Annotated in this window: 12 protein-coding genes; 7 read left to right on the top strand and 5 right to left on the bottom strand. The window is 43.0% G+C overall.

Going from position 1 to position 15,927, the window contains the following annotated elements; genetic code table 11:
• Nucleotides 1-400: 400 nt before the first annotated feature.
• The 4 genes from V7L05_RS13770 to V7L05_RS13785 form a co-directional block, all read right to left on the bottom strand.
• Nucleotides 401-2,461, bottom strand: a complete 2,061-nt coding sequence (locus V7L05_RS13770; protein ID WP_335164691.1) for a ribonuclease catalytic domain-containing protein — start codon at nt 2,459-2,461, stop codon at nt 401-403.
• Nucleotides 2,462-2,558: 97 nt separating this feature from the next.
• Entirely contained in the window at nt 2,559-2,774 is a 216-nt protein-coding gene (gene rpsR / locus V7L05_RS13775; protein ID WP_012411240.1) for a 30S ribosomal protein S18, read from the bottom strand.
• 2 nt (nt 2,775-2,776) lie between these two features.
• Nucleotides 2,777-2,971 (bottom strand): 50S ribosomal protein L33, encoded by a 195-nt coding sequence (gene rpmG, locus V7L05_RS13780; protein ID WP_196524501.1) that lies wholly within the window; start codon nt 2,969-2,971, stop codon nt 2,777-2,779.
• Between the two features lie 43 nt (nt 2,972-3,014).
• Nucleotides 3,015-3,572 carry an RDD family protein gene (locus V7L05_RS13785; protein WP_335164692.1) on the bottom strand — a complete coding sequence of 186 codons (558 nt, stop codon included), beginning with the start codon at nt 3,570-3,572 and terminating at the stop codon, nt 3,015-3,017.
• A gap of 503 nt (nt 3,573-4,075) precedes the next feature.
• Here V7L05_RS13785 and V7L05_RS13790 point away from each other — a divergent pair.
• The 6 genes from V7L05_RS13790 (at nt 4,076) to tmk (ending at nt 12,445) form a co-directional block, all read left to right on the top strand.
• Nucleotides 4,076-6,538, top strand: coding sequence for a diguanylate cyclase (locus tag V7L05_RS13790; RefSeq protein WP_335164693.1), 2,463 nt, complete (start codon nt 4,076-4,078; stop codon nt 6,536-6,538).
• Nucleotides 6,539-6,817: 279 nt separating this feature from the next.
• A complete protein-coding gene (locus V7L05_RS13795) occupies nt 6,818-7,435 on the top strand; it encodes a PEP-CTERM sorting domain-containing protein (RefSeq protein ID WP_335164694.1) in 618 nt (205 codons plus the stop codon).
• A 9-nt stretch (nt 7,436-7,444) separates the two neighbouring features.
• Nucleotides 7,445-7,765, top strand: a complete 321-nt coding sequence (locus V7L05_RS13800) for a hypothetical protein (RefSeq protein WP_335164695.1) — start codon at nt 7,445-7,447, stop codon at nt 7,763-7,765.
• A 167-nt stretch (nt 7,766-7,932) separates the two neighbouring features.
• Nucleotides 7,933-9,210 (top strand): molybdopterin molybdotransferase MoeA, encoded by a 1,278-nt coding sequence (locus V7L05_RS13805; RefSeq protein WP_335164696.1) that lies wholly within the window; start codon nt 7,933-7,935, stop codon nt 9,208-9,210.
• A 1,090-nt stretch (nt 9,211-10,300) separates the two neighbouring features.
• The gene (locus V7L05_RS13810) at nt 10,301-11,635 is read left to right on the top strand and encodes a GTPase family protein (protein WP_335164697.1); all 1,335 of its coding nucleotides are present in this window, start codon (nt 10,301-10,303) and stop codon (nt 11,633-11,635) included.
• Nucleotides 11,636-11,707: 72 nt separating this feature from the next.
• Nucleotides 11,708-12,445, top strand: coding sequence for a dTMP kinase (gene tmk / locus V7L05_RS13815; RefSeq protein ID WP_335164698.1), 738 nt, complete (start codon nt 11,708-11,710; stop codon nt 12,443-12,445).
• Here the strand turns inward: tmk and V7L05_RS13820 are convergent.
• Nucleotides 12,374-12,799 carry a GxxExxY protein gene (locus V7L05_RS13820; RefSeq protein ID WP_335164699.1) on the bottom strand — a complete coding sequence of 142 codons (426 nt, stop codon included), beginning with the start codon at nt 12,797-12,799 and terminating at the stop codon, nt 12,374-12,376. The genes tmk and V7L05_RS13820 overlap by 72 nt on opposite strands.
• 58 nt (nt 12,800-12,857) lie before the next feature.
• Here V7L05_RS13820 and V7L05_RS13825 point away from each other — a divergent pair, with 58 nt between their 5' ends.
• Nucleotides 12,858-15,839: a valine--tRNA ligase gene (locus V7L05_RS13825; protein ID WP_335164700.1), complete on the top strand. Its 2,982-nt coding sequence runs from the start codon at nt 12,858-12,860 to the stop codon at nt 15,837-15,839.
• The last annotated feature ends 88 nt before the right edge of the window (nt 15,840-15,927 follow it).

The following is a 15,927-nucleotide window of genomic DNA, read 5'->3' on the forward strand; positions in this document are numbered from 1 at the left end:
CAGTATTTTTAACTAATTGAATTGATTACTATATTAAAGCTTTTCCCTAAAAGCGATCGCTAGCAACACAAAGATGAAGCACAAATAGTAGGTTAGTTCCCGGTGCGAAACTAAATTTCCAAAAAATAAGGATACGGATTTAAGATGTTTCCAGGAACTAAAACCTTGGTTTTTAGGCTTTATAGAATGAGCCTTCTGAGTTTCGCACCGGGAACTAGTCTATATGCTAACCGAAAGAGGTTGCTGACTTTTCAAGTCATCTGGAAAAGCCCATAAAAAACCTAACCCGTTTCCCGACACTCTCAGGGGGAAAATTCAAAAACTCTGACACCACATACTTCAACAGTTATCAGTTATCTAATCACAAATGACAAATTACGAATGACAAATGACAAATTAGTTAATTCGCCGCTGTTTGGGCTTCTTGATAAATTATTTCTTGAAACTGGATCATATCTTTTTGCGGATCGGCGTGGCTAACTTTCACCAATATCTGTTCGCCCAAGTTCACAGAACGTTTGAAAACCATTGGTAACTGCAAGCCCAAATCTTCTAACAAAATTAAGGCCAAGTTGCTGTCTTCCCGCAGCCACATCAATACTGTCACATCCCAAGTTTCCTCTGGATGACGGCGTAAATACTCTAGAGCATAATATCTATTAGTTTGTCGTTCCACCATTGTCACCTCTTGGGTGATGCTGGTGACAGTTATCATCACTTCTTTAAGTTGTTCTGCGGAAAATGGTAAAACTTCACCCCGCAAATGGGCTTTTAACTGGAAGTGAGTAAGCAAGTCACTGTAGCGGCGGATGGGAGAGGTTGCTTGGGTATAAGTATCCAAACCTAAACCAGCATGACGCAAAGGCGTAATACTCATTTCACTCTTGGGCATACAACGACGCATGGCGCAAGCGCGAACGAATCCAGCCGGAAGTAGGAGCAATTCTTCATCTGGAGGTAATTCCGGTTGTGGTTGACCGCGAAAGGGCAAAGGTATGTTATGAGCTTTACCATAACGAGCGGCAACTTCACCGGCAAGAATCATCATTTCTGCTACCACTTGCCGCGATGGGGAATCGTCCAAAATGTCAATGTTGATCTCATCATCTTTGACTTTGATCATCGCTTCGGGCATAGTGATGCTAATTGCCCCTTGATCATAACGCCAAGCTTTGCGCTTCTTTGCCCAAGTAGCGATCGCGGCAATTTCCGGTTCTGCTTGTACGCGTAATTGCAGCATTTCATCTACATCTTCGTAGGTGAGGCGATAAGTCGGCTTAATCAAGCTGGTATGAATACTGTAATCTTCTACTACCCCGGTTGTACCTAAAACAATCCCGAAACTGAGGGCGCAACAAACCCTTCCCTGGATCAGACTCATTGGCCCAGTTGCCAATACTTCTGGAAACATGGGAATCATCCCCGTAGGTAAATAGACTGTGCTACCCCGCTTTCTGGCTTCCAAATCTAACTCATCTTCCGGCACTAACCATCTAGTGGGATCGGCGATATGCACCCATAGGCGTTCCCGTCCATCGGCGAGTACTTCCCAACTTAGACCATCGTCGATCTCTGTGGTAGTTTCATCATCAATGGTGTAGACCTTCAGGTGAGTCAGATCCAGGCGGTTGGTATCTGAGTCAATCGGCGGGAAATCCAAACGCTGTTGCGCCACTTCTAATACCTTATGAGGAAATTGAATTGGAATTGAAGAACGACGCAGGAACAAGTTTTCATAAGGACTCCAGCAACCCAAATCCACCAACAGTTGAAAGGCTCCTTGGGGTGTTGTGGGTCGTCCCAGCATGGTCATAGTTTCTAATACTGGGGCGCTTGGCGGATAAGCGCGAGCCAAGGAGTCATAATTGACCCCTGTCCGCACGGTGTCAGCGATCAGCGCTGCGTATTTTTCTAGTCCTTCTAGGCGTTGGCGATCGTGGCGCCCCCACTCTATTACTTCACCTTTGAGCGCCTGCTCTACGCGAGTTAAAAATTCCTGCTGTCCCTTCGCTTTTAGTGCCTCTACATCGAGTTGGTGCTGGCGTTCTGCCACTTGAGCAGCAGTTCGCGGCTCGTAAGCGTCTCCTTTTTGCTTGAAATAGAGTTTGTCGTCTGACAACAAGCAATAGGCGGCGTAACAATGAGGCGCGGCTGATTCCGAAAATAGCAGATTCGCCATCTGGTCTGGGGTGACTGTTTCCCCATCTTCAACCAGTAATTCCCAAGCTACTTCCAAGCTAGATGGATCTAAATAAGGCTTGACCTGCTCCAAAAAGCTGGCAATCTCAGAGGGCTTGTAAGTCTGTCCGTTAACTGTATAAGTTATTTGTCTAGGCGCGAGGCTGTGGGATTGACCACGTTCGTCTACCACAAACCAGCGGGTTTTACCGTCTGGACGTTCTACGATGCCCAGACGGCGATCGCCTTGAACCCTAAATTCAACTAGCGTCCCCTTCTCCACAACTCTCGCACTTTAATTTGGTGAACAGTTTAAATTAGTTAGGAGTGAGGAGTGAGGAGTTAATTGATAACTCATAACTTCTAACTCATCACTATTTTTAGCCTTCCGCGTTGATGAATGGCAACAAAGCCACGATCCGCGAACGTTTAATTGCTAATGTCAACTCTCGCTGTTGCTGAGATGTCAGGCCAGTTATCCGACGTGGTAGTATCTTACCCCGCTCGGTGACAAACTTACGCAATAAATCAACATCTTTATAATCGATTGGTTCTCCGGGCTTGATCGGAGAAAGGCGACGACGGAAATAACTCATCTTTACTTAATTTCCTTGTGAACGGTATGTTTATTGCAGTGGGTGCAGAACTTTTTCAGTTCTAGCCGGTTAGTCGTGTTGCGGCGATTCTTGGTACTGGTATAACGTGAAACACCAGCAGAACGCTTATTTGAATTTGTCCGACACTCGGTACACTCTAGTGTCACAATTATGCGGGCACCTTTACTCTTAGCCATAATCTTACAAACAGTGAAGCCTGAAGAGAATTAACACAAATCACTATCTTCTCACATTCCGCCGCATATTTTCAACTAATCTTTTAATTTTTATATCGAGCGAGTAGCCACGACGTGAGGAAACGATGAAAGTTCCACAATAGCGATCGTGTAAAGCCTGCCGCATCTGGACATCAGAGAAGGCAGTCCCACAATCAATTGCTAGGGGAAGTATTAGCAGTATAGCAGTGGGATTGGCTGTAATATTGCTCAGGGCAATTGACACGAAAAGGGCACCCAAGCCGACGATCGCCTCTCGCTTCACCAGTGAGAGCAAATCTGGAATTCTGCCCATTACTTGCCCATCTTCGACTTCTAACACCTTTAAATCGAACGCCCAACGCCCTAAACTTTGCCCTTGATTGTTATATGGCACCAGCACCCGCAAAACTAGCCAAAGTATTACGAAAACTAAGATTTCAACAAATTGAATCCCGATATTGCTGCTTCCCAATAGGGAACTGACTAACCAGACACCAAGGAAATCAAGCCCCAATGCCATACCTCGCCGCCCAATCTCAGCCTTGGGATAGTGTTTTTGGGGAACTCTTTCGATAGTCATACAAAGTAGGTATTTTGATTTAGGGGTTGGGGAATAATGATTGCTCCTGTTTTTAATATTAAGGTGAAGATTGAGCTAACTTTTCAAGAGATGTGGAAAAGTAACCATCTGGCTTGTTGTGCATCAGCAAGAAAGATTAGTGGTGATAGTGGTTTTTCCAAAGCTGCCCTTTCGCTTTAGGACGGCGATAACTGTTGGTATTTAACGACTTTGGCATTTTGAGTATTGCGATCGCTACCAGTGATTTTGGTGGTATTTCCGAAAGCATTCCCAAATGTCATAAATTGAATGCTTCAAAATGCCTGAAATCTCTTTTTTCTATCTTTGTGAGCAATCGAGGAATACCACATGTTAAAGTTACTGCAAAGCTTCAAAAATTTAGTCATATTTAATTGAGTATTCGAGTATCTTGGAATTAATTAGTTAAATTGCTAATTTTAAATATTTTTTTTATTATAAAAAATTATTTAACTAGTATTGTTTGTTGAGATTCTCATACTGCCATGTCCTTCAATCGTCTATCGTGTGCTGAAATTAGTTTAGAGCAAATCCTTCATCAAATTAGAAAGCTGACTGTGCAAATTAATCAGTCATTTGAATTGATTGAAATTCTCCACATCATCGTCACAGAAGTCAGGAAAACTTTAGAGAGCGATCGGGCTGTTATTTATCGCTTCCTACCTAATGGAGATGGAGTAGTAGCTGAAGAATCTGTCAGCCCAGAATGGATGCCGATTCAGGGGCAATTAATTTACGATCCCTGCTTTAATGCCCAATGGTTAGAGCAATATCAACAGGGAAGAGTTGGTGTGATTGAAGATATTGATACTAAACTACTTGATCCCTGTTACAAAGAGCTATTAACTAAGTTGCAGATTCGAGCTAATTTAGTAGTACCAATTTTAGTAAATAATCATGAGATGTATGGAATTTCTAGTTCATCTCCTCAATTGTGGGGTTTACTAATTACTCACCAGTGCGATAGTCCCCGCCAATGGAGTTATTTAGAAATTGAGTTTCTACAACTGGTAGCAACACAACTTGGAATCGTTCTTCAGCAATCTGCTCTCAAAGAACGCCAGCGTGCGGAAGACGAGTTGCGCTGGCAACAAGCTTTGCTGCGCTCCATGACATACACTTCTTTGTTGGGATTCTATGTTGTTGACAACCGTACAGACAAAATTCTTTATTTTAATGATCGCTTCTGTGAAATTTGGGGTATTGAACACTTGAAAACCCAGATGCGAATTGGTGAACTGAAAAACAATGATATCATTCCTGATTGTCTACCATTAATTGCAGATTTAACAGCATTTGCTGAATCTTGTAAACCGTTGCAGTCTGAAGAGAATCGTTCCACAGTTGAGGATGAAATTCTATTTGTAGATGGGCGCACAATTCGGCGTTTCTCCAGCCAGATTCGGGATAGTCGAGATCAGTACTTTGGCAGGTTATATATTTTTGAAGACATCAGCAATCGCTTACGTACAGAAATTGCACTCAGAGAAAGCGAAGAACGTTATCGTTCTGTCATTACAGCAATGGCAGAAGGTATCGTACTGCAACAAGCTGATGGACGCATTACCGCCTGTAACGAAAGTGCAGAAAAAATTTTAGGGCTAAATACTGAGCAAATGATGGGGCGAACTTCCATCGATCCGCTATGGAAAGCCATTCATGAAGATGGTACTCCTTTTCCAGGAGAAACCCATCCCGCCATCGTCACTTTACGCACCGAACAACCAAAATTTAATGTCGTCATGGGGGTTTACAAACCTGATGGCAGCTTAACTTGGATTTCCATTAATTCTCAACCATTGTTTCGACTCAATGAATCAAAACCCTATGCAGTCGTTGCCTCATTTACAGATATCACAGCACGTAAACAGATAGAACTTGCACTCCAAAACCAGACAAAACGAGAATGTATGGTTTTTGCGATCGCTCAACACATCCGCCAGTCGTTAGATTTAGATGAAATTTTGAATACAACTGTTGCCGAGGTGCGACATTTTTTGCAAACCGATCGCGTGATTATTTACCGCATGAATGCCGATTGGAGTGGTATCGTTGTCACGGAGTCTGTGGCAGAAGGCTGGAAGACAATCCTGAATATGGAAATTACAGACACCTACTTTGTGGAGACGCAGGGACGACAATCTTATCAACAGGGTATGATCAAAGTTACTCCAGACATCTACACCGCCGGATTAACTGCTTGTCATCTAGAGTTATTGAAACAGTTGCAAGTGAGAGCCAAGCTGATTGTACCAATTTTACAAGGCGATGGTCTTTGGGGTTTGTTAATTGCACATCATTGCCGCACTCCTCGTGAGTGGCAACTTTGGGAAAGTGAACTACTTAAGCAATTAGCAACACAAGTGGCGATCGCTATCCAGCAATCACAACTTTGTGAACAGTTACAGCTTGCCAATCAGCAGTTGGAAAATCTTGCAATGGTTGATCAATTAACTCAGATTGGCAATCGACGAGTTTTCGATATCAATCTGAATCACATCTGGCACGATCTCCTACGGAAAAAATGTTTTCTCTCATTACTCCTATGTGATATTGATTATTTCAAACAATATAACGATACTTATGGTCATACTGCTGGAGATACTTGTTTAACTCTCGTTGCCCAAACTATCAAACGAACTGTTAAACGTTCGACAGATTTGGTTGCTCGTTACGGAGGAGAAGAATTTGCTGTTATCTTACCAGATACTGACAGGGATGGAGCTATTAATATTGCCCAACAAATTCATGAAGCTATCCAACAGATGAATATTTCGCATACTGCATCGACTGTAAAGCAATGTATCACGCTGAGTATAGGAATTGCGACAGTAATACCTGTTACTGATTTGGTTACTCTTGATCTAATCAAAGCAGCCGATCAAGCTCTCTACCAAGCAAAAGCACAAGGGCGTAATCGTTCATTTGTGAATAGCTTTTCCTTTTAAGATTTAAGATTGAGTGCCAAAGAAAGTTAATCTTTACTTGCTATTATTGAATGAATCATTTGTCAAGCTTTTATTAACATTTAGTTATATACTGAAAAATTTACTCGTCGACTTACTTAGTACAGTCCACCAGAAATGAGGTAAGGAATTCACTTTTTGAATGAAACGTGTCTAGATAGGATCGCAGTTTTTATTTTCGATCCTTTTTCGCGGTAACGTGTACTAAGAAAAGGTAAAACTTTTGTCTGGACTATTTTAATTAATTTGGAAGTTGTATCTATGACACATCTGTTTACGAAAACACCTATTAGTCTGGTAACGACTACTGCTTTAGCCTTGGCGATCGCTATAACCACCAACAACCTAGCTGATGCTGCGGAGTTCAACTTTAGCTGGAAAGGAAACACTGGTTATTCAGCTAAAGGTTCATTTAACTACGATACAACGACTGCTCCAAGCGTCATTTCTGAAACAGGTTTGGGAGCTACGAAGAACTTGCAGTCTCTCTCAATTTCCTTCTTTGATCCCTTGAGTAATCTCATCAATAGTTTTACTCCTGTACTTAGTGGGGTATCTAACTACAGCTTTTTCAGATTCAACTTTGATAGCACTAAAGAGCAAATTTTTGGCCCCTTTGATCTAGGCAAGGATGATGAGCTTCCTGCTGACACATGGCTTAATAATAATCTCGCACTCATAGATGAAGGTTTTAGTGACGAGGTTCTACCTAAAGAATTTGGTTTTAACAACAGAAATGTAGCAGGCACAAAGCAAATACTAGATTTAAGTAACAATTCAGTTCAGGTATCCAAAGTCCCCGAAGGAAGCATAATTATAGGTTTGCTAGCAGTATGTAGTTTGGGATTTACCCTCAAACAGAAAAAGTTTAACTCTTAAGAAGTTTCTATGAAAAAAATAATTCATCCTATTAAATACCGAATTATCGAACGTAAAATTACCCCCGAAAAATCTTATTGGCATTTTATTAGAGGTAAAACCTTTTATAACCCACTGAATCTGCCAAATGAGGGTGATATAGAATTCATGTTCGGTACAACTAAAAAGAAAGTTGTTGTTGAATTATTTCGGATTAATGGTGGGAAGATAGGATACTATTTGGTAAACTTACTAGAGAAAAAATACTACTACTGTGGTCAAGACTGGGCAAGTGTCAAAGCCAAGCTAAGAGAATTAGGTATTGGTAGAGATGATCCAAGTTACTCTTGACGTAAGCGTTTAGGGGGTATAAATAAGACAAAAAAACAACCTCCAAAATCAAGCAATAAAATTAAGCAGCTTTCAACAACTCAGAATCATTAGAACAAAATGCTCTCTTGATTGAGTGGTCAGTGTTACTTTACAGGAATAAATGTAAAAAGTCGGAGGCGATCGCTATGTTATCAGTCAGCGATGCAGAAGCAATTATTTTAAATTTGGTGCAGCCGTTGGATGATCAACGGGATACAGAAGTTGTCGATTTATTGGCAGCCGATAGTCGCATTTTGGCAACCTCTGTCACCAGTTCGCTAGATTTTCCCCATTGGGATAATTCGGCAATGGATGGTTACGCAGTTCGCTATCAAGATGTACAGCACTCTAGCACCGAACAACCAGCCGTTTTAGAAATTATTGAAGAAATTCCGGCTGGTTATCAGCCAAAGTCTACGATTCAGCCAGGACAAGCAGCAAGGATTTTCACAGGTGCGGTGATGCCAGCAGGTGCAGATACTATAGTTATGCAAGAGAAGACACATCGGCAAGAAAACCGCGTATTTATCCTGGATGCGCCAAAACCACAAGAATTTGTCAGACATAAAGCATCTTTTTATCAAGCTGGAACACAATTATTACCAGCAGGAATTAAGTTAAATGCCCCAGAAATTGCCGTATTGTCAGCAGCACAATGTCCGCAATTAAGTGTTTATCGTCATCCGCGTGTGGCAATTTTTTCTACTGGTGATGAGTTGGTATCAGTTGATCAACCGTTGCAATCAGGGCAAATTGTGGATTCTAATCAGTATGCGATCGCAGCTTTAGTAAGACAAAGTGGGGCAGAACCGTTAATTTTAGGTATTGTAAAGGATGATCCAGTTGCTCTAGAGAAAGTCATTACCCACGCCGTTGCGATCGCTGATATAGTTCTCTCTTCTGGTGGTGTCTCAGTGGGAGATTATGATTATGTTGACAAAATTTTAGAGTCATTAAGAGCAAAAATCCACATTCGTGCTGTACAGATAAAGCCAGGAAAACCCCTCACTGTCGCCACCTTCCCCACTCCCCACTCCCCACTCTACTTTGGTTTACCAGGAAACCCTGGTGCTGTTTTAGTAACTTTTTGGCGGTTTGTGCTACCAGCAATCAAGAAACTTTCGGGAATTACTGAAGGTTGGGAACCAGTATTTTTGAAAGTGCGATCGCATGATGAATTGCGATCGGACGGCAAGCATGAAACTTACCTTTGGGGTAAATTGCATTTAATTGATGGAGGTTACGAATTTCATAAAGCTGGTGGTAGTCACAGTTCCGGCAATTTAATTAATTTAGCTCAAACCAATGCCTTAGCTGTTCTCCCGATAGGTAAAACATTAATTTCCCCACAAGAAGAGGTGCAAGTTTTGCAGCTTGTTAACCAGACTTTTCACGTCATGTGGAAAAATCATCGAGTGACCTAACCCCCTAGCCCACTTCCCTGCTAGGGAAGGGGGAAAATTCCAGGGCAAACGCATCTAATTTTATTTGACAAATAACCAATTTTATGAGTTGTAATTTCCAGATGTATTTGCCGATTTATCAAACTGTAAAGTTGTGTATTTACGGCAACATCTTCATAAAAAAATTGTTTAGTCAACCTAAAACTACCATTTATAGCTAAATTTTTGACGTGAGAGAAGACTTAAATGGCTGCAATAACTTGAAGTAGGTAGTTGTTATCTAAACCTGCGCGATATCTTTTCATCGCAACACTTCCACGCACCGTTTTATCTCTATCTAAAAGATTCAAATATCTACCAATTGATGTTGTTTAGTACGCTCAATTCTGGGATCTTCTAGGTTACAAAAGTACTTGAGGATAGTATCGTCAAAGTTCGCACTCATAATTTATCGATGTTGCGATCGCTTGAAATAAGTAGATATGCACAAATCAACCTAATTATGTAACAAAATATAAAAAGCTCACAACCCTTGTAATTGCTTCACTTCACTTCTCTAGGAGACGCTACCACTACCGCTACCTTTGCAATGACATAGTTATAACTTTGATTTTATTGCTGGTGCGATTACCACTGCTGGCTCAGGCTTTGGAACAAAGACGATCATTCCAACAAAGGAAAGCACAAACGCGGACAGATAAACCTCAGAGCTTTTACGCCGAGTGCGTTTTTCTCCACGAAGCACCAGTTTTGGGTTAATTAGTCCAACCCCAAAGGGAATAAGCGAAGTGATCTTAATTAGGAAAAGCAAGCCGAACATAGGATAACATCTCACTCAAAGTTGGTGATCTGTGATAACAGATACTTCGGAGTCAGCGTGTGATTTAAAACATGGAGACATAGTGAGGAGCCAGTGTCTCCTTAAAGAAGCAAGACGGTAAAGGTAATTAAAAAACGCGATCGCCCAACTTTATAACACTACTAACGGTACTAGTTATCCCTTTGAGAATCGCTATAAGATGAGTAAAAGGGTTTTCTATGTCAACAATTTCAATCTTAAACACCATGAAGTGTCCTAAATTAAAGACAGCTATCTACCGTTTGGATGGAAATGACTGAGCAACGCGATGCTGACTCACCGTCAACTGATTCTCAGCAATTGAGTGAACCGACCGATGGAGCAACTACCAAGTCGGTCGATAATTCCTGGACAAACCGCATTGGTGGTGTCTGGAATAATGCAACAACACGTCTAACGCAACTCCTACCCGTAGAACAACTGGCACAGACAGTTGTTGAATGGTTTAGTGTGAGCGAGGCTCAGGTTGCAGACATTTTAGAGAAAATCCGAGCCGAACTACCAACTACAGAAGCGCTGCTAATTGGTAAACCCCAAGCCGGAAAAAGTTCTATTGTCAGGGGATTGACGGGAGTTTCTGCCGAAATTGTCGGTCAGGGATTTCGCCCCCACACGCAACATACCCAGCGCTATGCCTATCCTTCCAATGACCTGCCGTTACTGATTTTTACTGATACGGTGGGGCTGGGTGATGTTAAACAAGATACTTACGTCATCATTCAGGAATTAGCTGGCGATTTACAAAAAGAGACTCGTTCCGCCAGAATCCTGCTTCTGACAGTTAAAATCAATGATTTTGCAACTGAGACGCTACGACAAATTGCTAAACAGTTGCGTCAGCAATATCCAGACATTCCCTGTCTCTTGGTAGTTACCTGCTTGCATGAGGTTTATCCTGCCGATATCATCGATCATCCCGCCTATCCGCCAGATTATCAGGAAGTCAACCGCGCATTTGCCGCAATGCAACAAGCCTTCGTCGGCATAACTAACCACTCTGTACTCATTGACTTTACCTTAGAAGAAGATGGCTACACTCCGGTATTTTATGGCTTAGAAGCACTGCGAGATTCCTTAGCAGAACTACTCCCACAAGCAGAAGCGCAGGCGATTTATCAGCTTTTAGATCAAGAAGAAGCTGGGAAGAAAATTGGCAACCTTTACCGAGATGCTGCACGCCGTTATATTTTGCCATTTGCGATTATGTCTGCCACCCTCGCGGCTGTACCTCTGCCGTTTGCCACAATGCCGGTACTCACTGCTTTGCAAGTATCAATGGTGGGTCTGTTGGGTAAATTATATGGGCAGACAATTACGCCATCTCAGGCAGGAGGCGTTGTCAGTGCGATCGCAGGTGGTTTTTTAGCACAGGCTATTGCACGAGAGTTAATTAAATTTATACCAGGTTTTGGCAGTGCGATCGCAGCTTCTTGGGCAGCCGCCTATACTTGGGCACTAGGGGAAGCAGCCTGCGTTTACTTTGGTGATTTAATGGGAGGTAAGAAACCCGATCCCCAGAAAATTCAATTGGTAATGCAAGAAGCATTTCAAGTGGCACAAGAACGGTTTAAGGGAATCAAACATTAAAACTCAAGAATCTCGTACAGAATTCATTCTGACTCCTGACTCCTGAGTTCTGAATTCTTCTGATAAAAAAGCATGAGTGGCAAATTAATTGTATTTGAAGGGGTAGAAGGCTGTGGTAAAACCAGCCAAATGCAGCTTTGTGCTGAGTGGTTGGAAAGTCTGGGTGTTTCTGTGGTTGTAACTCGTGAACCAGGAGGAACAGAGTTAGGCTTACATCTTCGCCGCTTGCTACTAGAAAAGGCAGAAGATAAACCAGTTGCAGAAGTAACAGAACTTTTGTTGTATGCTGCTGACCGATCGCAACACGTTGAACAAGAACTCAAACCAAATCTTGCAGCCGGGAAATATATTTTATGCGATCGCTACACTGACTCTACCATTGCTTACCAAGGATATGGTCGGGGTCTTAACATGAGTTTAATCAATCAGCTTAACTATATTGCTACTGGTGGCTTAGAAAGTGACCTAACTATTTGGTTAGATGTTGATGTGGAAGTGGGACTTTCTCGCAAACTCTTAGGCAAAGTCGGACTAGACCGGATTGAACAGGAGACAATCGCTTTTCATCGGCGCGTTCAAGAAGGATATGCACATTTAGCAACATCCTATCCTTCACGAATTGTTCGGGTAGATGGCAGCTTAAGTAAAGAAGTTGTACAAGAGGTAATTCAAGGAATTTTGTGCGTACACCTGCATTTGGGGAACGAACCGCAGAGGCGCAGAGGACACAGAGAGGAGTTAAGAAGAGAAGATAATACGTTTGATGCCGTCTTTAAGGAAGGGGACGTTAAAGTTGATGAGCAGAGCTAGGGGGTAATGAGTCATTTTAAGATATGAGAGGACTTGAGCTTCGTGGATTGGGGCTAAATTTTGAACAGCTTTCAATTCCAAAATTAGACGATTGGCAACTAGAAAATCTAATCTACCTTTACCTACTTCATGTCCTTTGTAATTCACTGTTACCGACTTCTCAAACTCATGAGGTATCCCACGCCTTAAAAATTCTATAATCAGCGCTTCCTTATACACCTCCTCCAAAAACCCTGCCCCCAACACTCTATGCACCTCAATTGCCGCCCCAATCACCTCTCCCGTAAGCCGATTCATCTCCTCTCCCAACTCTCTTCGCTCCGCGTTCTCTGCGCCTCTGCGGTTCGTTTCCATCAATCCCTCTCCAACCCTGTGGCAAAATTTATTAAAGTCCTTCCTTAGTTTGCCCCGCATGACCGCAACCATTCCCAATCTCCCCAGTCTCTACGACCCCTTTTCCACTGAAGCCAAGTGGCAAAAATTCTGGGAAGACAACCAAGTTTACAAAGCTGACCCCAACAAAGGCGGCGAACCCTACTGCATCGTCATTCCACCGCCGAATGTCACCGGCAGCTTGCACATGGGTCACGCTTTTGAAAGTGCGTTGATTGATACCCTCGTGCGCTACCACCGGATGCAGGGGCGCAATACCCTGTGGCTACCCGGAACTGACCACGCCAGCATTGCTGTGCATACTATGCTGGAAAGGCAACTCAAAACAGAGGGTAAGACTCGCTACGAGTTGGGACGCGAACAATTCCTAGAACGCGCTTGGCAATGGAAGGCGGAGTCTGAGGGAACGATTCTGAATCAGCTACGACGCTTGGGTGTCTCGGTGGACTGGTCACGGGAAAGGTTTACCCTGGATGAGGGTTTATCTAAAGCTGTTGTCGAGGCGTTTACTCGTCTTTACGAGGAAGGGTTAATTTATCGTGGTGAATATTTAGTTAACTGGTGTCCAGCTTCGCAGTCGGCTGTGTCTGACGTGGAAGTAGAAAATCAAGAGGTGAATGGGAATCTCTGGCACTTCCGCTATCCCCTCACCGATGGTTCTGGTTTTGTAGAGGTGGCGACAACTAGACCAGAAACGATGCTGGGTGATACGGCAGTAGCAGTTAATCCCAATGACGATCGCTACAAACATCTCATTGGCAAAACTTTAACTCTGCCGATTCTACAACGAGAAATTCCGATCATTGGCGATGAATTTGTTGATCCCACTTTCGGTACGGGTTGCGTGAAAGTGACTCCCGCCCATGACCCGAACGATTTTGATATGGGTAAGCGTCACAATCTGCCGTTGATCAATATTATGAATAAAGACGGCACTCTCAACGCCAATGCCGGGGAGTTTCAAGGACAAGACCGCTTTGTTGCTAGAAAGAATGTGGTTTCTCGCCTGGAAACAGATGGCTTTCTGGTGAAGATAGAAGATTATAAGCATACCGTTCCCTACAGCGATCGCGGTAAAGTACCTATTGAACCCCTCCTCTCGACTCAGTGGTTTGTCAAAATTCGCCCCCTCGCTGACAACACTCTCGAATTCCTCGACCAGCAAACTTCCCCAGAGTTTGTCCCCCAACGCTGGACAAAGGTCTATCGTGATTGGCTAGTAAAACTCAAAGATTGGTGTATTTCTCGTCAATTATGGTGGGGACACCAAATTCCGGCTTGGTACGCTGTCAGTGAAACGGCTGGGCAAATTACCGATAACACGCCGTTTGTGGTGGCGAAATCGGAAACTGAAGCTTGGGAAAAAGCTAAAGCGCAATTTGGTGAAAATGTCAACTTAGAACAAGACCCAGATGTGTTAGATACCTGGTTTTCTTCTGGACTCTGGCCATTTTCGACTTTGGGCTGGCCAGAACAAACTCAGGATTTAGCAACTTATTACCCGACTACCACTTTGGTGACAGGCTTTGACATCATCTTTTTCTGGGTAGCCAGAATGACAATGATGGCTGGGCATTTGACGGGAGAAATGCCTTTCCAAACGGTTTACATCCACGGCTTGGTGCTGGATGAAAAAGGTCAGAAGATGTCTAAGACCAAAGGTAATGGTATTGACCCATTGTTATTAATTGACAAATATGGTACTGATGCTCTACGGTATACCCTAATTAGGGAAGTGGCTGGTGCGGGTCAAGATATCAGATTGGAATACGATCGCAAAAAGGATGAATCGGCATCTGTAGAAGCGTCTCGCAACTTTACTAATAAGTTGTGGAATGCTGCCCGGTTTGTGATGATGAATTTGGATGGACAAACGCCGCAACAATTGGGAAACCCAGTAGCTATAGAATTGAGCGATCGCTGGATTCTCTCGCGGTATCATCAAGTTGTCAAACAAACCACCAATTACATCGATAATTACGGTTTAGGGGAAGCAGCAAAAGGACTCTACGAGTTTATTTGGGGTGATTTCTGCGATCAGTATATTGAACTGGTGAAATCTCGCCTTCAGCCAGATGCAGATCCCGCATCGCGGCGGGTAGCACAGCAAACTCTTGGCTACGTGCTGGAAGGGATTTTGAAATTACTTCATCCCTTCATGCCGCATATTACCGAGGAAATTTGGCAGACTCTCACCCAACAACCAACGGTACCGCAAACTTTACCGTTACAAATCTATCCCCAGGTGGATGCAAACCTAATTGATTCAGCATTAGAAGAACAGTTTGAATTGTTGATTGCTACTATCCGCACAATTCGGAATTTGCGTGCAGAGGCGGATATTAAACCAGGGGTAAAAGTGACAGCGAATTTGCAAACTGAAAGCGAGAAGGAGCGAGAAATCCTCATTGCTGGACAGGGTTATATTAAAGATTTGGCGAAAGTTGAGACTTTAACTATTACTGACAAGCCAGAAAACCAAACTGTTGCTGCTAAAAAACCTCAAAGAGCTTTGAAGACAATTGGTTTAATTATTGTGGCGATTGTTTTTGGTAAATTGGGTTTAGCTGTGGGAAATGCCATTGATGAGACTCCCATTGTCGGAACTTTCTTTGAACTAGTTGGTTTTGGTTATACAGCTTGGTTTGTCAGCCAAAATTTACTAACTGCTCAATCTAGACAAAGGTTATGGAGCCGATTTTTCCCGCAGACAGAATTAGAACAACCACAAGAATCAGAAAATGCGATCGCTGGTGTGATTGGTACAATACAAGTGCTAATTCCTCTGAGCGGGGTAGTAGATACTGAAGTTGTGCGTGCCAAACTAGAGAAAAGCCTGAGTAAAGCTGATGCAGAAGTTCAATCCCTGAGTGCCAGATTAAACAATCCTAGTTTTGTGGATAGAGCTAGAGCCGACGTGGTGCAAGGGGCGCGGGATGCCTTAGCGGAAGCACAGAAGCAAACAGAAATTTTGCGCGATCGCCTGCGTGGTTTAGGATAACTGTAATGGGTAGTGGGAGTCTTAATAACTCCCAATTACCCATTACGAATTAACAAGATCCAAATATCAATTCTGGCACTTATTTTTT

It is taken from the genome of Nostoc sp., assembly GCF_036917755.1.
In the GTDB taxonomy this organism is placed as follows: Bacteria; Cyanobacteriota; Cyanobacteriia; order Cyanobacteriales; family Nostocaceae; genus Nostoc.